The sequence below is a fragment of the Fibrisoma limi BUZ 3 genome (genome assembly GCF_000296815.2).
GTDB classification, from domain to species: Bacteria; Bacteroidota; Bacteroidia; order Cytophagales; family Spirosomataceae; genus Fibrisoma; species Fibrisoma limi.
On sequence record NZ_CAIT01000006.1, the window covers coordinates 896,911 to 917,308 of the forward strand.

A 20,398-nucleotide genomic window follows, 5' to 3' on the forward strand; every position below is an offset into this window, starting at 1 on the left:
GAAGGTTTGAACTGCACATAGAAGTTACCTCCTGTTCATTTATACCGCTCACCGACGTCTGTTTATTCATTTATTCCTTAAAGTCCATGTCGCTTCTTGAATTGAAGCGGGTTTTCGCCCGTTACGCGCCGGAAAATCCGGTTGAAGTACGACAAACTTTCGAAGCCGCAGGCAAAACAGGCCTCCGATACGGTATGATCGGTCAGCAATAATTTCTGCGCCTGATTGACGCGGTACTGATTCAGAAACTGCGTGAACGTCAGCCGGGTCATGCGCTTGAAATACCGGCAAAAAGCCGATTCAGTTAGATTAGCGAGTTCGGCCACTTCAGGAATGTCAATTTTTCGGGCGTATTGCTCGGCCACGAACTGATGCACACGTTTGAGCCGCTGCTGTTCCTTCAGGTTGTAGGCACCGGCTACGGGTTTGCCGTGCAGCGGGGTACATTCGTCGCTGGTGGCTAACTGCTGGAAGATAGTCAGCAGGGCCATGATCCGTTCGAATGGGGTTAAATCCGCCAATTGGTGCAACTTCGCCCCTACTTCGGCCTTTGTCCGGCCATGAAACGAAACGCCGGACCGCGCCCGCTCGAACAACTGCGTAATAGCTGTAAACTCGGGGGCCTGCCAGAACACTTCCCCCAGAAAGTTTTCCTTTAACTGCACCACTACTTTCCGGTAGTCGGTTTTCACCCCGTAATCGAAATTGAGGTGCGGAATGTTCGGACCAATAAAGACCAGATCGCTGCCGTCGTAGCGTGAAATGTGATCGCCTACGTGCCGCGTACCGCTAGCTCCTTCGATATACACGATCTCGTATTCGGGATGGTAGTGCCACAGAAAAACGTCGCTCAGATGGGGCGTCAGCAACAGGTGAAATGAGCTGCCGATGTCCGGGCTTATTTGCTCCAGCGCTAGTTTCATACGGTCTGTTTTTGCTTCAAAATGCTGTCTGCCAGCTCTTCAAATCCTTCCAGGAGCAAAATAGTACAAATACTGGCTATTTCCGTAATAACACCTGTGGTTTCATGCAGACTACCTTTGATTCAACAAAATCACCAGTAAATACAAACTCGTTATGGAGGCAACAAAAACAATGGCACCGGTCATGATTCCTGAGAATGCTCACAAAGACATTCCGGGAAATCCCTCAACGGCCACCAGCAGCAAAATCAAACTCAACGATCGATCCTCGCAGTCCGCCAAAGCGGAAAAGCCTCTGCGCGTGTTGTCGGAGGAAGACTGGCAGTTCTGGCAACACAACGGCTACGTTATTATCAAACAGGCCGTGCCCAAAGAAAACGCCGAGCGACTGGCCAACCTCCTGTGGGAGTTTGAGGAAAAAGACGCCAACGACCCCAGCACCTGGTACACCCCTCCGAGGGCCGAGATGAAAATGAAGGAGCTGACCAACAGCGGCATGGTTGAGCTATACAACCACCAGTACGAGTGGGACAACCGGCAGTACCCGCGCGTGTACGACGCCTTCGTCGATATCTGGGGCACTGAAAAGCTCTGGGTGACCATCGACCGGGCAAACCTCAACCTGCCCGTACAGCCCGGCTTTGAATTCAAAGGCTTTATTCACTGGGACTACGACCCGGAAACCAGGCCGCAGAACGTACAGGGTGTGTTGGCCCTGGCCGATCAGACCGACGAAAACATGGGCGGTTTTCAATGCATTCCGGAACTGTACCGTACCTATGACACCTGGAAACTGACCCAGCCCGCCGATCGCGACCATTTCAAGCCCGACATCACTGGCTTTGAACTGGTTAAGGTAAAGATGGAAGCGGGTGACCTGCTGATCTTCAACAGTACGTTGGCGCACGGTATCCGTCCCAACCTGTCGAAAGATAAAGTGCGGATGGCACAATACATCTCGATGATGCCCGCCGAAGAAGACAACGAAGCCCTGCGGCAGTGGCGCATTACGTCGTGGCGCGAACGCCAGGCGCCCGAAGGTTACGCGTTTCCCGGCGACCCGCGCAACTGGGAAAAGACCCGCTACGAACGGGCACAGTTGACGGAGCTGGGCGAGAAACTGCTGGGACTGAAGCGGTGGTAACGGCCTGATCAGCTAAAGTCAATGGCGCGTAGTCGGGCGTTGGGCTGGCTACGCGCCTTTAGCGCTGACGGCTGACACACCTGATAGCAGCGAATGAGTTGCTGCCGTATTCATCACTGAGCACGTAACTCCAGCCGCGCCGTATCGTCCTCGCCGGTTGCCAGGCCATTGCCCGGGGTCGAGTCCGGGTCCAGAGGATCGGCGGCACTGACCTGGGCTTGATTCAGTAACCGACCACTAGCCGTCACGCGTGCCTGAAAGGTAAGAAAAGCCGTTCCGCCAACCGGAATGGTGGTCAACTGCCCCGTCAATACAGTGCCAGTGGGTGTCCAGCCCCCACCCGAGACAAAAACCATCTGGCTGGGCAGGGTGTACTGAACCGTTATCGCAGTCGTCGATAGGCCACCCCGGTTTGTTACAACGACGGTAATCGAAACGAGATTATTTACCCTGGGGATTAGCGTACTCGCGGCCAACTGAATACTCACATCCGATTTTGTCGGGTCGGCAGCCGGCTGGTTCGACGCCGGTACAGGCAATGGCCGCTGGGTAGGGTTTGGCGACTCATAGACCGCCGGTCCAGCGTCGAGGGTACGTAAGGTCAACAGCGCAGCATCGTCCTCGCCGTCGGCTGTTCCGCTACCGGCCTGCGAGTCAGGGTCGGGTGTAGTGGTAGTAGTGATCTGTGCTGCGTTCCGGAACGTACCCGGCTGCTGGGCAGTGACCTGATACACCAGACCGGCCTGCTCCCCCGTCGCAATTGAGGGTACTGTCGCTTTAAGCACGCCCCCATCGTTCGTTAAATCACCACCAGTGTAGGCTAGAAAAGACGGCAGTCGATTTTCCAGTTGAACATTCCGGGCTTCGGACGGACCATCGTTCCGGATCGTTACCGTAACGGACACAGGTCGGTTAACCGCAACCACCCTGTCCGACGACTGAATGCTCAGGCTCAGGTCTGCTTTTGCCGTAGCATCGTATGGACGAAACGTTAGTTTCCAGATGCATTGCCGTCCTTCCTCGATGACATACATGACATTTCCCACGCGCTCGGCGTCCGTTGGGGCTATAAACCCATCAACTACTTTGGTTGTCTGCGCCGTAAAGTTATCGGCAGCCGGATCGTATTGTAGCCGGACATGGAGCAGGTCTTCGCCGGGGTCCTCGGCAAACAGATAGCCGCCCCGTATACCCCCGCCCGCCGAGTAGCTTAACACAAAGGCATCTCCGGTAAAGTCGGCCAGCGCATTGTCCGTATCGAAGATCAACCCTAACGGAGAGCGGTGCGACGTAAACGTAGCAATCGAGTTTACGCGCTGCACCTGACCGGTAGCCGGATCACGAACAAAGCTGGCATCGGGACCCAGGCTTCGGATGGGCTGCGTGATCACCAGGTTGCCGGGTTTGGGCGGAAACGCCGGATCATTGTAAAACTTCTGCTGCTGATCAGGCGACAACGTTGCCGGCAGTAGTTTATCCTGCGATGGGATATAGCCAGGAAACTGCTGGGGCGTCTGATTACCACCCATTTCCCACGGAAATCCGTAATGCCGCCCTGGCCGGAGCCAGTTCATTTCTTCGGGATCGTCGCGGTCGCCGGAGTTCTCAACACCAAAGAGTCGACCCTGCTGGTCCAGGGCCAGGTCAAACTCATTGCGAACACCCCGACAGAATACGTAGCCCGACTGATCGAGGGCCGCCTGATCGTTCGGTAGCAGGATCGTTGTTGGCGGGTTAATCGGCAGCTTAAAAATCGTGGCGGTTAAAGGCACTTCGCGGGTGTCAGGGTAAAGTCCGCCCGTATCTTCTACCTCACCATGGTCCGTCCGCGACCCACTGTTGACGTACACGGAGTCCCCACGTGGCGTTACGCATACCGCATTAAATGCGTGGTCATAGAGGGTGGCTGATGACGGGTACGGGGCGGTTTGCATGATCCGCTCCCAGCGCCACGTACCATTCGGCTGCGAAATTCCCTTGACGACCAGCCCGTAGCCCCGCTGCCCTGTCTCTTTGAAATTACCTACCAGTACGACAACACCGTTAGCAAACGCCATGCCCTGCAGGTAGTTGATGCCGTGATCAGCCGCTGACGCAATGGGCACTTCATACGGTTGACCATTGGCCGGCTGTTCAATCCGATACACATCGCCCGGAAACGAATGGTAATACAACTTCCTGGTTTGCGCGTCATAGGCCACCCGAACGCCCCTGACCTGGGTTGCCATCAGCTTTTCGACCGTGATGTTGGGATGCAGCGATCGGGGAAGCTGAGCCTGAACCGTATTTACCAGACTGAGTGTAAGAAGTAAACAGTTTAACCAATAATATAACATATAAATCTCTCATAAACAATACCGTAAGCACCAGCTCAGCAGTGGTTGCTGTTTCTTTTGCCGGATCAACTAATGATTTGACTGGATTAACGCCTGTGAGTAGAGGAGGCTTAGCGAAAAAGTGTCGTGCAAAAAATATGCTGAAGTGTATTTACAGCGTATTTTTTATAGAGAGATTTGTTCTGAAGGATTGGGAGACAATGGACTGAATACCTCCGGTTTAACTCATAAAAAAGCCCGGCGGATCGGCCGGGCTTGTATCTTATTTAATGAACAACCACTTATTAAACAGCGCTCGTTGCTGCTCGGTTGGATTGGCGACCGGTTCGAGCCGGTAGCTCACCAGCGGATTCTGCGTTAAGGTAACCGGCATCCGGCGTACAATTCCCTGCCGGTTCACCAGCAGGTTCAGCGTTTCGCCCACGCGCCGACCGGCCAGCAACCGGAGCAGATCCTCACCGACCCGAACGCTGTCGACGGAGATAATTTCATCGCCTACGTTCAGACCATCTGCATAAGCCGCCGAACCCCGCCGAACCCCGGCCACCACAACCTTCCCGTTGGATACGGTAGTGGCTACACCAAGATACCCATCCTGCGTGCGGGCCGCTACGTTGGTCAGGCGCAGACCTACCGGTTCAAAATACGCGTTATAGTTGATCGGTTCGGCACTGTACACGCCGATATTGAAAAAATCGTCGAGCTTCCGACCGGCGATCTGCTCGGCGGCCTGCCGGAACTCCTCGTCGGTGAAGCCGCGCTGCCGCTTTTTATAGTACTCGTTATACAAATACCGCATCAGGTCGTCCATGTTCCGGGCACCGTTGCTACCAGCCAGAATCGCCAGGTTCAGCAGCGACCCCAGCACGCTGCCTTTGCTGTAATACGATACGGTACTGTTGTTTGAGTTCTCGTTCGGGCGGTAGTATTTAATCCAGGCATCAAAACTCGACTCGGCCACCGACTGCACCCGGTTACCCGGCTGGTTTTCAATGCCCGTAATGTCGTTGGCCACAATGGTCAGGTACTGCTCCGGTGTATGGAAGCCCGCCCGGCGCAGGATGTAATCCTCGTAGAACGACGTACATCCCTCCGACAGCCACAGCATTCGGGTGTAGTTCTCATTCTCGTAATCGAACGGGCCAAGCGCGATTGGCCGGATACGCTTCACGTTCCAGAGGTGAAAATATTCATGCGCCACCAGCGTCAAAAAGCCTTTGTAGCCGGCTTCGGTAGCGTAGGCGTTGCGCGACGTTTGGAGCGTAGTCGAGTTCAGGTGTTCGAGTCCACCGCCGGCCATCGGAATGTGGTGCACAATGAACGTATAGTTCTCGCAGGGATGCTCCCCCACAACCGAAGCGGCCGCTTCACATACCCGTTTATAGTCGGTCGCCAGCCGCTGCTCGTTGTAGTCGACCTCGCCGAATTGAGCAACCGTATGCGGAATGTTGGAGGCCGTAAACGTAAAGGTCCGGTGGTTTCCAATTTCCATTGGTGAGTCCACCAGCAGGTCGTAGTTCGGCGCTTCGAAGGTGTGGTTTGATCCGCCCCCGTTTTCGTCACCAACGGACTTAAGGGCCGTCGTTACGCTTTTCCAATCCTTGTACGGCTGCACAATCACCCGCAGGGGCTGGTTTTTCAACGCATCATGGTACATGAAGATACTGGCCCCATTCAGGTACCCGTGGTTTGCATCAACGAAGCTGGTCCGTACGGTCAGTTCGTTGGCGTATACCCGGTAGCGGATTGTCAGATTGTCCTCGTCTGAAAACACCCTCCAGGCGTTCTTTCGAATTTTTTGGGACCGCACCGGCCGGTTGCCCGCCAATGCCGTAAATCCCTCCACATTTTTGGCGTATTCCCGGATCAGATATGACCCCGGCGTCCAGACCGGCATTTTGATATCCACGTACCCGTTTTTGCGGGCATTAGTCGCGGCTGCGCTGTTGGCAAGCTGCATTTCAACCTCAAAATAATGGGTCTGCGGCTCCGGCATCGACAACACATACGTAATGGCAGGTACTGGAGCCGGGGCCGTTGAATTCACAGCGGTCGTATCAGCGGCCAGCGCCAGTGGACCGTACCCTAGGAGCAACCAGGCTGTCAATAAAAACAGGAGCCGGGATTTTTTTTCATACGGAAAAGATAATACTTTCGTTTTTTGACCAGGACTTCGTCGTTTTTCAGAAAAGAAACAGCGAAACTACGACGCAATTCAAGCATTCACAACCGTTGATCCAATTTATGCCCCTACCCGATCCCCAACCGATTCAGCAACGACCACCCATGCGCCCTCTGGCCGGTCTGCTTTGCCTGCTGATCTTTGGGCTTTTCCTTCCGCTGTCGGTTTCCGCCCAGCGAACCCTGAGTTACTCAGAACCTGATTATCATTACCGCAACGGCCTCGAACTGTTCGAGAAAAATAATTTCGCGGCCGCCCGCAACGAGTTTCAGCAGTACCTCACTCCCCGGCGGAGCGACGGCTCCCGGAAGCTGCTCAACACGAGCGATCAGAACGCCGTCGAAGCCGAGTACTACATCGCCCTCACGAGTCTGTACATCGACGAACCCGGCGCGGAGGTCCTGGTCGATCGATTTGTTAAAAACCACAGCGAACACCCGAAAGCCGGACAGTTGTACGGCGATCTGGGTACGTATTATTATAACCAGGGCGACTTTGCGAAATCGATCGATTTTCTCGAAAAAGCTGTCGCTCAGGGAGGCAGCAGCGCCCGCCAGCTCGACTACAAATACAAACTGGCGACTGCGTATTATAACACCCAGGATCTGCGCCGGGCCCTGCCTCTTTATAATGAGGTAAAAGCCAGCTCGTCAACGGACGCACCGGCTGCGTCGTACTATGCGGGGGTGATCAACTTCCGGCAAAACAACCTGAACGAAGCTGTCAGAGATTTTCGGCGGATCGAAAACAACCCGACGTATCAGAACGAGGTACCCAACTGGATTGCCCAGGCCTTATACCGTCAGCGCCGGTTTGACGAACTGCTGGCCTACACCGAACCCCTGCTCAAGCGCGGCTCCAACCGTGATCTGAGCGAGGTGGCCCTTTTTACGGCGGAAGTGTATTACCAGCAGAATCAGTTCGCCAAAGCACTGCCGTACTACCGGCAGTATATGTCGACGGTTGGCGCGAAGGTGCCGAACGCCATTAAGTTCCGCTACGGTCAGTCGCTGTTCCGGACGGGTGCCTATAACGACGCCATTACCCAACTCAAACCCGTTGCCGCCGGTAAAGACACCACCGCTCAATATGCCGCTTATACGTTAGGCGTGAGTTACCTGCAAACCCAGAACCCGGCCTACGCCATGACGGCTTTTGACCAGGCTGGCCGGTTGTCGTTCAATAAGGAGATCCAGGAAGAAGCTATATTCAACCACGCCAAGCTGCAGCTTGATCAGAACAACGGTGCCGACGCCGTAAAGGAACTGACGGCTTTCCTGAAACGCTACCCCAGCAGCCGCTTCGAAAACGAAGCCAACGAACTGCTCGGCGAGGGCTATTTTGCTTCGAATAATTACCCGGCCGCCATCGCCTACATTGAAGGGCTGAAACGCCGGACACCCAAGATTAACGCCACATACCAGCGCCTGACCTTCAACCAGGCCGTTAACGACTTCAACGCTGAGCGGTACCGTCAGTCGGTTGAAAACCTCGACAAGTCGTTGAAGTATCCTGTCGATAACGAATTGCAGCAGGCCGCTCAGTTCTGGAAAGCGGAGGCCTACTCCGCCGGTCGGCAGTACGACACGGCTATTCCGCTCTACACGGCCGTAACTCGGTCGGGAGCCAGCCCGTACGCCAGCAAAAGCCTGTATGGGTTGGGTTACGCCTATTACAACAAAAAAGATTACGCCCGCGCCCTGACCTACTTCCGCGATTTCGTCAGTCGGGGGGGCGACAAAGCTGATCGCAGCACACTCGATGATGCGGTAGTCCGGCTGGCCGATTCATACTTTGCCAACAAGCAGTATAACGAAGCCATTCGGTACTACGACCAGGCCATTGCCCAGAACCAGGGCGACAAGGACTACGCCGTGTATCAGAAAGGAGTGATTCTCAGCTATGTTGGTCGCGACGCGGAAGCCAAGGCCCAGTTCGATCAACTCCAGAAGCAGTATCCGGCGTCACGCTTTGCCGACAACGCGCTGCTTCAGGCCGCCAACGTTGACTTTGAAAAAGGCAATTACCAGGCCGCTATCCGTGGCTTTACTCGGTTGCTTCAGGAAAAGCCCCAGAGCTACCTCGTTCCCTCGGCGTTGCTCCGGCGGGCAGTTGCATACGGAAACATCCAGCAGTACGAACCGGCCATTGCCGACTACCGCCGGATTCTGGACGAATTTGGCAATACCGAACAGGCGCAGAGTGCCTTGCTTGGTCTGCAAAACGCCCTGACTGATGCCGGTCGGCCGGAAGAGTTTTCGCAGGTGCTCAGCAAGTACAAACGTACCAACCCTGGCAGCACGGACGTGGAGCGGGCCGAGTTTGAGAACGCCAAGAACATATACTTTAGCGAAAAATACGCTCAGGCTATTCAATCGTTGCTGGCTTTCATTCAGGAGTACCCGGCCAGCCCGAGCCTCAACGAAGCCCGGTATTACGTAGCCGAATCATACCGGCAAACCAACGACGTGGCCAACGCACTCAAGTATTACAACCAGGTCTTGACCGATAATAAATCGGGGTTTGTTGTGCGGGCAGCAACTCGGGCGGCCGAACTGGAAACCCAGCAGAAAAACTACCCGCGTGCCGTACTGAACTACCGCTACATCCTGAACCAGGCCGACAGCCGTAGTGAACAGGTAACGGCGCAGCTCGGCCTGATGGATACGTACTATGCAGCCAGCAAGACCGATTCGGCCGCTTATTTCGCCCGCGAGGTCATCACGGCAGGTAGTGTTGTGCCGGGGGCGCAGAACCGGGCGCAGCTTATGCTCGGCAAGATTGCGCTGGACAAAGGCGATTATAAAACGGCCCAGACGGAGTTTGAAAAGACCGTGGCGCTGGCCAAGGATGTAAACGGTGCCGAAGCGAACTACCTCCTCGGCGACATCCTGTACCGGCAGAAGAAGTACAAAGAGTCGATTGCGCTGCTGCTTAAATTCAATGAACAGTTCAGCGAATTTGAATACTGGAAGGGGAAAGCGTTCATGCTCGTTGCCGACAACAACGTAGGGCTGAACGAAATGGCCCAGGCCCGCGCCGTCCTCAACTCCATTATCGAAAACTCAACGAACGAAACGATCGTGGCCGAAGCCAAACAAAAGCTGGCCGCGCTGGAGAGTAAAAATTAAACTCGGTTTTTGGTTTGTCGTTCGTAGTTTGTCATTACAGTGCTAAACAATGAACCACAAACCAAAAACCACGCACTACAAACACGAAATCATCGAATGCCCCGCATCCCCTCCCTATACCTCACCCTGACAGCAAGCGTTGTGTCTCTGACGTTGTACGCCCAGGAACAACCACGCCCAACGCGGCCATCCGTTCGCGAAGGTGAAATTGAAAACCAAGAAATCACGGTCGAGAAAAGTCGAAAAATTGAACTTCCCCCGGCTACCCGTATTATTAATAAAATTCCGTCAATCAAACCCTCGGCCGAGCAGCGCAAGCTGACCTACGAGTTTGAAGACCGTAAGCTGACGGTCGGCGATCCGCGCATTACCCCCGGTGTTCTGCCCCCGACGACTACGCAGACCGAACAGGCCCCATCGTATAACAACTACGTTAAGGTAGGCGCTGGTAACTACGGCTCGTTTCTGGGCGAAGGCTTCGTGGGCGTGAACAACCTATCGAACCTGGCGCTGGAAGGCTCGTTCAGACACCTGTCGTCGAGCATCGGTCCGGTGGATGGCCGGAATTCGGGCCAAAGCGATACCCGCGTGAACGTAACGGGTAAGTACATGACCGAATCCTTCAAGTTTCAGGGCGACGTCGGTTACGAACGGAACGGTTATTTCTTCTACGGCTACGGTCCATTGCCTGAAAATGTCACTATCAGCCGGGACGCCATCCGGCAGCGCCTGAACACGGTGAACGTTAAGCTGGGCATCGAAAACACGAACCAGGAAAGCGCCATCGATTATTCGCTGCGAACCGGCATCACCTCGCTGAAGGATCTGTACAGCGCATCGGAAACCGACTGGGGCACCAACTTTAATGGGTCGATCGGGATTACCAATCAGGTGTTTGCCCTGGTTGCGGCTGATGCGTACGTAACGCAACGGTCCGACGGCCCGGTCGACAACCGGAATCTGTTCCGGGTCAAACCGACGTTCAAGTACACGACTCCGCGCTTTACCATTGTGGCCGGTCTGACGGCTGCCAACGAAACCGACAAGCGGCAGAACATCAACCGGACACAAGCCTTCCCGGTGGTGGATATTGATGTGGTACCAGTTGGAAATATCCACTTTTTCGGGGGTGTCGACGGTGATATCGTCCGGAATACCCTACGCTCGTTTCTAACTGAGAATAAGTGGCTTGCGCCACAAGTCCTTTTATCTAACACTGTTAAGTCGCTGGATTTTTACGGTGGCTCGAAGGGAGAGCTTGGCGGAGGGTTTGCGTACGAGGGTAAAGTCTCTTACGCCCGGTATCGCAACTTCTACGTCTTTAACAATTCGCTGACCGATACTACAAAATTCTTCGCTCTATATGATGGCGGCACCTCCGAGGTACTGACCATATCGGGGCAGTTGGGCTACACGCAGAAGGATAAATTCCGGTCGACCCTTAAAGCCGACTTTTATCGCTACGGTCTCGACCGGCTGGAAGAAGCCTGGGGCCGCCCGCAGGTAGCTGCGTCCTGGACGAATTCGTACATACTCAACAAAAAATTATTCGTCACGGCCGACTTGTACTTTTACCAGGGGATTAAAGGGAAGAACTTCGTGACAAACGCGGTCTACACCTTGAAACCCATCTACGACGCTAACGTGAAAATTGACTATTTCCTAGGCAAGCAGTTTGCCGCTTTTGTGTCATTAAATAATATCATCGGGCAGAATTACCAGCGGTATTTGTATTACCCGGTTCAAGGCCTTAACTTTCTCGGAGGAATCAGTTATTCCTTTTAACACAACGCGTGCAAACAATCGCACTATGGCAACCGTGAACGAGTACCTGAAAAAACTCCTTTACCAGTACGACTGCATTGTAGTACCCGAACTGGGGGCTTTTCTGACCCATTACCAATCGGCTTCGTTCACGGAGTCACAAGGCGTATACCTGCCGCCACGCAAACGACTGGCGTTCAACGAAGCCCTACGGCTGGATGACGGCATTCTGATGAACTACCTGATGCTGCACGAGCAGCTCAACCGTGAGGATGCCCAGCGCCGTATCAGTTCCTTTGTGGCCGACCTACGCCGGGAGGTGCAGCAAACCGGCCGTTTTGAAATCGAGGGTGTAGGTACGTTTACCCGTAATGAAGAGGACCGGCTGCAGTTTGACCCGAATCTTCGGCACAATTTTCACGGAGAATCCTATGGTCTAACTTCTGTATCCGCTCAGGTAATCGGTCATCAGGCAGAACCGGCAGCTATTGAAGCCGTTCCTGTAACAGCCCTGGGCCCTGTTCTGCACGAAGACGTAGTCGAAGAAACCGCGTTGATGCCACTTCAGCGGCCCCGGTCTTACTGGCGCGTGGCAGCGGCCGTTCTACTGGTCGGTTCGCTGGGTGCTGTAAGTTATTTATCAGTACTGAAGCCAGGTCAGCCGCTACAAAGTAGCCTGAACCCGGCCAACCTGCTGACCTCTGTGCCGGCCGTTTTCCAGTCTGCGGAAGAAACCGCCAAACCGGCCTCTGCGGCTCCCCGCTACGTAGCTAAACCAGTTGAGACTGCGCCGACCACTACGGTTGAAACACCGGCTCCTCCCGTAGCAGAGCCAGTACCAGCACCGGTTGCACCGACAAAAACGAACGTTGTAGAAACGCCGGTCACTCCGGCCGAACCCGTTGCCGTTGCTGCGCCGGTTGCCAAGCCGAAGCGCATCGGTCCTCATTTCACCGTCATTGCGGGCAGCTTCTCCAGTAAGCGCAATGCCCAGCGTTTCCAGCGTTGGTTACGCCGGAAAGGATATGAGGACGCTTACATTATTGTTCCTGCTCAAAAAGGTCAGTTGTACAAGGTAGCAGCCGCCGGTTCCGAAATCCGGTCGGAAGCCGTAGCCAGTCTTGGTGTCATCAGTGATCTGACGGGAGCTCAGGCCTGGATTCTGAAAAATTAATTCATACAAATTAAAAATATACAAAAGGCAGCCCGACCGGGTTGCCTTTTGTATTATAACCTAACCAGCAGGTAGAGCCTGTACTGACAAAGGAGTGAAATAGGCGATACGTTTTAATTATTTAGTTACCGATTTAAGGTTTTGATAAATATTTATTTACTTTACTATCAAAGCCTTTTCTTATGCGTTTGGTCTACCTACTATTTCTGCTAAGCCTGACAGTACATCCACTATGGGCTCAATCTGATGCCACACGTGAACCGCGTCAAACTCCTCAATACCGGGTTGGTGCTCAGTTTGGTACCATGGGAATCGGGGTCTATGGCGAGCGGCTACTTTCTCAGACACATCAGTTGGCTATTCGGGTGGGGGTCAATTACCTGGCCTACCGCCAACCTATTCGTCTTAAAACAGCCGACGATTCGTACGTAGTGATCGACCCTGATTTTGTAATCAGTCTGGCTCATGCGGGCCTGCGGTGGAATCCCTTCCAACGGCGCTCGTTTTTCGTTGCAGCCGGGGCCGGTTATACCTGGCATCCAGCCCTGCGGTTTGTGCTGACGGCTGAAAATACAGTTAACTTTGGCGGACTGGTTATGACAGCCGAAGATGTCGGTACAATTCGGGCGGGGCTACGCTGGAAACCGGTCGTAGCGTATCTCGGTACAGGTTTCGGACGCATTATACCTCACAAACGGCTGAACGTTGGCGTCGAGCTTGGGGTTTACTACCTTGGTAAACCGTCCGTCGAGCTTGATTATGAAGGATTTCTGGAAACCACAACGATTGATGAGCAGGTACCCATTGTTGAACGCAACATGGCGGGCTATCGCTACCTGCCTGTATTGAACGTAAACGTATCGTATGCATTAGGTCGTTTACGGTGAGCTTTACACGCTGCAAACTATTGTGAAATCAGAAATCGATGCGCCTGCATTTACCTCCACCGTTCGGCAACCGCTACTGCTTCGCTGGCGGTATGGTGCCTGGGTGCTGGCTACGTTGGCTATCGTCGCCCTGTTTTCCCATCTGGGTGCGTTACCGATGGATACCCATTCCGACGAAGCACGGCGCGCCCTCGTATCGCTGGAAATGATTTTGTCCGGCGACTACCTCACGCCTACCGTCAACGGTATTCGTTATTTCAACAAACCTCCGCTCTACAACTGGCTCATTATTGGCTCGTACTGGCTGTTTGGAAATTACTCGTCGCTGGCGTTGCGGTTCCCCATGGCGTTGTCGCTGGTACTGTTCGGGCTTACCATTTTCTTTTTTGTCCGCCGGTACGTACCGGCTCAGGCCAGTTCCCTGCGGGGGAAATCGACGCCCCCCCTATCGGCCGGTTTGGTAACGCCTTCGGTCATAGCTTTTGCTGTTGCAATGATGCTGGTGACCAACGCCCGGATGTGGCTCTATGATTCGCTACTGGGGTTAATCGACATTACGTTTTCCTGGGTAACGTATACAGCTTTTCTGCTCGTTTACCACTTCGAACGGCGACGGAATTATTGGGCTTTGTACCTGTCAACCTACGCGCTGACTGCCATTGGTTTCATGTTAAAAGGGCTTCCATCGCTCGTTTTTGAGGGGTTAACACTGTTAACCTGGTTCAGCTACACCCGGCAGTTCAGGCGATTGCTGCACCCGGCTCACTGGGCGGGTATTATTCTTTTCGCCTTGCTCGTCGGCACCTATTACGTTGCCTATTTTACGCGCAATCAAATCCCGTTTCGCGATCTGGCGTCCGTATTGGTCGATCAAAGTGCCCGCCGAACGGTAGTTAACTATGGGCTTGGGCAGACGCTCCGGCACATGCTTACGTACCCGTTCGAGATGATGCACCTGTTTGCTCCCTATACCGCATTGGTGGTCTTATTATTCCGGTCGAAGCTATGGTGCGTGCTACGGACGGAACCATTCATCGCCTTCAACACGCTGACATTTCTCGTCAACTTTATCGTATACTGGGCGTCACCCGAAGTGTTCGCGCGGTATCTGTTCCCCCTGCTTCCGCTGCTGTTTACGGTCCTGGCCTATCTTTACTATGTACAAACGGCCCCGACCGACCCTCGCCGAATCTGGCCGGAACGCATCTGGCAGGTCATAGGAGTCATTCTGACCGTTGGTTGCTGGACGGCCGTGTGGTATCCCGAAACGCGTTCTTTGCCCGGTATCGTCTGGAAAACAGCTATTGTTTGTTGCCTGCTGGGCCTTGTTACGTGGTCCATGTTCCGGCCGTCCATTAACCGGCTCGGTCTTATGCTGGCCCTGATGGTGGTGGTTCGTGTCGGCTACAACTGGCTGGTCCTCCCTCCCCGTTTTGAGCAGCGGGACTTTCACCGAAAAACAGCGGAGCGGGTAGCCAGCCGAACACGCGGTGCCCCTCTGTTTGGCTTCCGGCAGACGATTGGCTCCGACCGCTCCAACGATGTATCGACATATCAGGCTACGGATATCAACTCGTTTTACATCGCTGCCTACCGCAACGACATTTTACGGATAACGGACCAGAAAATAGACGGAGCTTACTACATCGCCGACTCAATTAGTCTGCCTGGTGAGTGGTACACCGTAGTAGATACTCTGACCCTATTTAATCACCACCCGGCATACATAGTCCGGTTCAAGCCTGCCGGAACGGCCGTCCTACAGTAAGGACTGGTTTAGCAGGGGCTGTTTCTGAAGCAACTGATAATCAGGTGATGAGAATAGGGAAGCCAGGGTTGTCAGGCTGGAGGGCCGGTGTAAGTCGCTCCCGACAAAATCGACCCAACCGTGTTTCAGGAGCCAGCGGGCCTGCGCCAGCACCCGATCACCGTAGCGCCCGGTAAGCGAAGGCCAGTTTAACTGAAACAGACACCCGGTTTCGTGCAGGTGAGCCAGAAAATTCTGATTGTCAAAAAAATAGGTATATCGTTCGGGGTGGGCCAGCACGGGCGTATATCCACGCGTTTTCATACGGAACAGCAGATCGTCCAATTGCTGGGGGGCACTGGCCCAGCCGGTCTCGATCAGTACGTAGCGCTCGGCACCGAAGGTAAGCAGATCGTCGTTCTCAACGAGTTCCGGAAAAAACTCATCAAGCATGTACTCAGCCGCGACCTCAATGGTTATTGGCAACTGGTGCTCAGCAGCCAGCGCCCGTAGCGTATTCTGTTCTTCCCGGAGCGCAGCCGACGAGTTAGGAAACCAATCGCGGCTGACATGTGGCGTTGTGATAACCTTACGAATACCCCAGGCGGCAAATTGCTGCAGGCATTCCAGCGCTTGCTCTGGACTGGATACTCCATCGTCGACCCCCGGCACCAGGTGTGAGTGCATATCCACCAGCCAAAAACAGGGCTCAGCCAGTTCAGTAGTAGATACTACCTCACTGGAGGTGAACGTTTGCCGGAGCTTTTCCCAAAAATTCATGTAAAAATTGCTGTCAACTACCTTACTCAACGGCATGTTAGCTATACCGATCGCAGATAACAACTATAATAAAGGTAGCATATTTACGCAAATGTGCTACCTTAAAGTAAAGAAACTTATTTATATGCAACGTTTCTGGCCTACACTTATCCGTATCGCGATCACCCAAGCGATTCTTTCTGTGGTTATTTCCCTCACTTATGCATAAGCTTAGGAAGGCAAAATTTAAAACGAAGCAAGTCCGCCAAAACTAGCGGACTTGCTTCGTTTTATGCCACTATGAAGGTGGTTTTTATTTATCGACTCGTTAATCGTTTGACGACTACCGGCGTACAAACCGTCGTACAGGTACATGCTTCCGGTGCCGGACCTGCGATGGTCGTCTGCAACGAACAGCCCGTCTGGCTGTCGGTAATTACAACCGCTACCGTACTGCCGGCCGATACGGCGAAGTTACCCAGGGGCTGTGTTTCAACGCCGTAGGTAAATGTTCCCGTAACAGCCTGTCCATTTAACGTAACGGTATAGGTCTGCCCTACCCCTCCACTTGGATTAAGCGTTACAGCGTAGAAACCATCGCTGGTGCATCGGGCGATGCCGCCAGCCGTAGCAGGACCGCTGTTGACATTGACCACTACCGTATCGACCGAGAAACAAGCTGCACTTCCTACTATGGCTGTCACGGTGTACGCAGTCGTTATGGTCGGACTAACCTGAATGGAAGCCGTTACATCGCCGGTACTCCAGCGGTAACTTACACCCGTGGACAAGGTAGTGCTCGCCGTCAGGGTTGTCGTTGTGCCGGCGCAGATCGTCACATCCTGGCCCGCACTAACTGTTGGAATCGGTGTCAGGTCTAAAATGACCGGACAACAGTTCCCGGACGGACAATTGAGCGTACCAGTAGGCGCCCCGCTCGCAATGGCCGTGTAAGAATAACTACCGGACGTACTGGCTTCGTAGGTCTGCCCGGTGGCACCCGAGATCGCAACGTTATTACGGAACCACTGGTAGCTGGTATACCCGCCTGGCGCACTCAATTCCGTAACGTCGCCTTCACATCCGGTTATCGGTACGCTGACACAGGCACTACCACCCGTTATCGACGACGCGTTTGATTGGTCCATTCTGGTAATTTTGGCCGTATTGGACAACACCCCAACGCTATCAACCTGCGCACTAATGACCAGCGAGAGCGCCTGTACGGCCGTTCCGCTCAACGCACTACCAATTGTCCAGGAACCTGTAGCGGGATCGTAGAGAGTGCCCGTCGGCGCTGTGTACGACACCGACGACAAACCTGTTGTCAGCGTGTTGGAAATGATCAGACCCGTTGGCGAAGCATACAGATTGTTGATGTTCCCATTTTTTGTAGCCGTCACCGTAAAGGAAACCACCGAGCCAACAGTGGCCGTTGTCGTTGATCCGGCCGTAACCGTTACTCTCACGTCGCCAATGTTCTGATCACAACCATCGGGGATACCATCGCTGTCTGAGTCGAGCGTGCCGTCCACCCCGGTGCACTTATCCAGACAGTCGGGCACACCATCATTATCCGTATCTGATCGGGTAAAAGCATAGTACACCCGCGTATCTGAGCCAATGGCCACCGGGCTATTGATCGTGAGTCGAACCCGATTAAATGGCTGAGTAGCTTTAAAGCTAAGCAAGGTAGCTTCGGTACCGCCAATCAAATCACCCCGCACGAGACTGGTTCCACTTACAGACTGGAGCAGCGTATTATCGGAATAGGTTGAAATGGTCAATCGACTCAGGAGGTTAACATCCAGTAGACCAGCCCCGCTACCAATCGCAAAACCAACATCTTCTGGGCTTGACACACTGGCCGGGATAGTCGTATTAGAACGTACTTCGGCAAACACCCCGCAGTTCCCCCCGATTGATACACCGGTGATTTCCATCGTCGCAAAATTCGTCAGGCTCGCATCGGTCAGGTTATTCAGGTTGTTTACCCCAACGGCACAAACCCCAATACCTCCTGACGACGAATTACCACTCTGCGACGTCACGCCGGTTGTCAAAGGCTGCACACAGTCGGTTGGGCAACTGCCTGGCCCCTCATACGCGTAGTACACACGTAGTGTCGAAATGGCCCCAATTGCCTGCAAAACCTCTAACTGTATTTCGTCAAATGGTTGGGTTGTTGCAAAACTGATTAGTTGCTTTCCATTGCTGCCAGCCAACAGCGATGCTTCCAACGCTCCTGCTCCGCTTGTGGTACTTTGCTGAACGAGCGTACCATTACGATAGGTTGACAAACGAATTCCGCCATTCAGCAAAGAAGCTGTCAGCAGACCTCCTACAGGTTCTACGACAAAGCCGGCGACGTTCCCGCCCGGATAGTATTGCGCCTGATCTCTTAGTGAAATTTTGGAGCCAAGTATCGTTGCCAGACTCCCACCGAGTGTCGCAAAATTGCTTAAATCCGCATCCGTAACGTTAGCGCCATTGGAAACGGCTTGTGAGCGAGCCGGATTCACCGATACGGCAGTACCCGAAATAGGGTCGCGGCAAATTCCGTTGTTCTCAATCGTTTGCTGCTGAGCCATTGATGGGGTTACAGCCAATAACAAACCCACAACCAAGTACAAGCATTGGTAGATCTTCTTCATAAGATGATTGAATTGAAGGAGGAGGAAGAAAAACAAAAAGGCAACCATTAATTAGCCTTTATCCTTATTAAGTAACTTATTGATGGTTTAACAAGCTCTCTCTGACAAATAGTATACCATGCTACCTGCGTTGTGTAGCACCCAACATCAGACTAATCGAAGAAAAAATGGAATAGGAATAAAGTAGATAAGCAGACGATGTGAAACTTTCAATCCAGCCTCCCTTGCTCACCATGCGCTATAAACAGTTGATTTTCAATATAAAATAATATAACTATTAACTGATTTTATATAAAATAAACTCTTTACCGATAAAATTTTTTAGGTAATACGAGGCTCAGAAACACATAACTTTTCCTTTATAGTGTTATACATTTTGGCTATAAAATTTTTTTTATCACAAAAATCCAGCAAAAATCATATGAAGTGGAATACTATTTGTAAAGGGCACGTGCCAAAGCTTTGCCATGTCATCAACGTCGGAATTATGTTTTGGCTTTGCATTTGTGCGCCAGGTCAGCGACGTGCTGTCTAAGAAATTAACCAAAGGGTTGTCGAACTACGGACTGCCTGTACCAGTTCACAAATCGCGGAATACCTTCTTCAATTGACACAGAAGGCGCATAAGCGATCTGATCATAAGCACGATTCAGGTCTGCGGAGGTTTGGATAACATCGCCGGGCTGCATGGGCTGCCAGTCAATCAGTGCTTTCTCCCCCGTTGACTGTTCGATTAACTGCACCAGTTTCAATAGGCTCACGGTTTCAAGTCCACCAATATTCAGTACGTCGAAGCCACGTGAGGTGTTCAGTACCTGAACGATCCCGCTTATTGTGTCATCAATATACGTATACTCCCGCACCGTACTACCATCGCCATAGAGCGTAATAGGCAGACGATTAAGTATTCGTTCTGTAAACTGACTGATTGCCATATTGGGCCGCTGACGGGGACCGTATACGGTAAAAAAGCGCAGGCAGGCTACCTGGAAGCCATACAAGTGATGATACGTATGGCTTAACAACTCGGCCGACCGTTTTGAAGCTGCGTAGGGTGACAATGGCCGGTCGGCGCAGTCGTCTTCCCGAAACGGCACTCGTATTGAATCGCCATATACAGAGGAAGATGAGGCCATTACCAACCGACGAACGCCTGTTTTGCGCATTGCTTCCAGCAACGACAACGTACCGGTTACGTTCACATCAAAATACAGCGCCGGGTCGATGACCGAGGGCCGCACACCTGTCTGTGCAGCCAGGTGAATGACTGTATCGCACTCGTATTGCTGCAAAACAGCCTCCACAACCGACTGATCCCGAATGTCCCCCCGCAAAAACTGGTAGTTCGGCTGGTGTTGAAACAACCGCACATTCCGGCGTTTCAGTGCCGGATCATACTGATTATCCAGATTATCCAGCCCGATCACGAAAGCTTCTTTCTGTAGTAAGTGCTCGGTCAGGTGAGAGCCAATAAACCCAGCGGCTCCTGTCAGCAGTATGCGCATTATTTCAGGCAATGTTAAATAAGCCCTTCCCCAATCGGTCAAGTCAGGAAATCAAAGATAGGTAAAGTAGAATATACTTACCTTAAAGGCTAAACTAAGATATTTAAAAATAAAAATTATTCCTAACAGTTAAATAATTTGCTTATTTCGACTCTATAAATTTATTTTGATCAAGATTCGGTAACATTAATA

At 52.9% G+C, this 20,398-nt stretch carries 12 protein-coding genes; 6 read left to right on the forward strand and 6 right to left on the reverse strand.

The features are described from left to right. Positions 1-77: 77 nt before the first annotated feature. Entirely contained in the window at positions 78-923 is an 846-nt protein-coding gene (locus tag BN8_RS11675; protein WP_009282078.1) for a helix-turn-helix domain-containing protein, read from the reverse strand. Positions 924-1,077: 154 nt separating this feature from the next. Between BN8_RS11675 and BN8_RS11680 the strand changes: the two genes are divergently transcribed. Continuing rightward, on the forward strand, positions 1,078-2,067 hold the full coding sequence (locus tag BN8_RS11680; RefSeq protein WP_040005749.1) for a phytanoyl-CoA dioxygenase family protein: 990 nt from the start codon (positions 1,078-1,080) through the stop codon (positions 2,065-2,067). 113 nt (positions 2,068-2,180) lie between these two features. Here the strand turns inward: BN8_RS11680 and BN8_RS31680 are convergent, their stop codons facing one another. Together BN8_RS31680 and BN8_RS11695 are read right to left on the reverse strand one after the other, a co-directional pair. Further along, the gene (locus BN8_RS31680; protein ID WP_009282080.1) at positions 2,181-4,403 is read right to left on the reverse strand and encodes a PQQ-dependent sugar dehydrogenase; all 2,223 of its coding nucleotides are present in this window, start codon (positions 4,401-4,403) and stop codon (positions 2,181-2,183) included. Between the two features lie 262 nt (positions 4,404-4,665). Next, on the reverse strand, positions 4,666-6,498 hold the full coding sequence (locus tag BN8_RS11695; protein WP_445451872.1) for a M61 family metallopeptidase: 1,833 nt from the start codon (positions 6,496-6,498) through the stop codon (positions 4,666-4,668). 149 nt (positions 6,499-6,647) lie between these two features. Here BN8_RS11695 and BN8_RS11700 point away from each other — a divergent pair, with 149 nt between their 5' ends. The 5 genes from BN8_RS11700 (at position 6,648) to BN8_RS11720 (ending at position 15,309) form a co-directional block, all read left to right on the forward strand. Continuing rightward, positions 6,648-9,716: a tetratricopeptide repeat protein gene (locus BN8_RS11700; protein ID WP_009282082.1), complete on the forward strand. Its 3,069-nt coding sequence runs from the start codon at positions 6,648-6,650 to the stop codon at positions 9,714-9,716. A 96-nt stretch (positions 9,717-9,812) separates the two neighbouring features. Continuing rightward, complete coding sequence (locus tag BN8_RS11705) at positions 9,813-11,501, forward strand: hypothetical protein (RefSeq protein ID WP_009282083.1); 1,689 nt, start codon at positions 9,813-9,815, stop codon at positions 11,499-11,501. A gap of 25 nt (positions 11,502-11,526) precedes the next feature. Further along, a complete protein-coding gene (locus BN8_RS11710; protein ID WP_009282084.1) occupies positions 11,527-12,654 on the forward strand; it encodes an HU domain-containing protein in 1,128 nt (375 codons plus the stop codon). Positions 12,655-12,836: 182 nt separating this feature from the next. Then, positions 12,837-13,541 carry a hypothetical protein gene (locus BN8_RS11715; RefSeq protein WP_009282085.1) on the forward strand — a complete coding sequence of 235 codons (705 nt, stop codon included), beginning with the start codon at positions 12,837-12,839 and terminating at the stop codon, positions 13,539-13,541. A 22-nt stretch (positions 13,542-13,563) separates the two neighbouring features. Next, positions 13,564-15,309 (forward strand): ArnT family glycosyltransferase, encoded by a 1,746-nt coding sequence (locus BN8_RS11720; RefSeq protein WP_229367915.1) that lies wholly within the window; start codon positions 13,564-13,566, stop codon positions 15,307-15,309. Here BN8_RS11720 and BN8_RS11725 read toward each other — a convergent pair. From BN8_RS11725 to BN8_RS11735, 3 genes are all read right to left on the reverse strand, one after another. After that, on the reverse strand, positions 15,301-16,068 hold the full coding sequence (locus BN8_RS11725; RefSeq protein WP_040006008.1) for a tyrosine-protein phosphatase: 768 nt from the start codon (positions 16,066-16,068) through the stop codon (positions 15,301-15,303). The genes BN8_RS11720 and BN8_RS11725 overlap by 9 nt on opposite strands. A 296-nt stretch (positions 16,069-16,364) precedes the next feature. Then, positions 16,365-18,701 carry a DUF11 domain-containing protein gene (locus BN8_RS11730; protein ID WP_192579043.1) on the reverse strand — a complete coding sequence of 779 codons (2,337 nt, stop codon included), beginning with the start codon at positions 18,699-18,701 and terminating at the stop codon, positions 16,365-16,367. 539 nt (positions 18,702-19,240) lie between these two features. Further along, complete coding sequence (locus BN8_RS11735; RefSeq protein WP_009282089.1) at positions 19,241-20,206, reverse strand: NAD-dependent epimerase/dehydratase family protein; 966 nt, start codon at positions 20,204-20,206, stop codon at positions 19,241-19,243. Positions 20,207-20,398 lie beyond the last annotated feature (192 nt).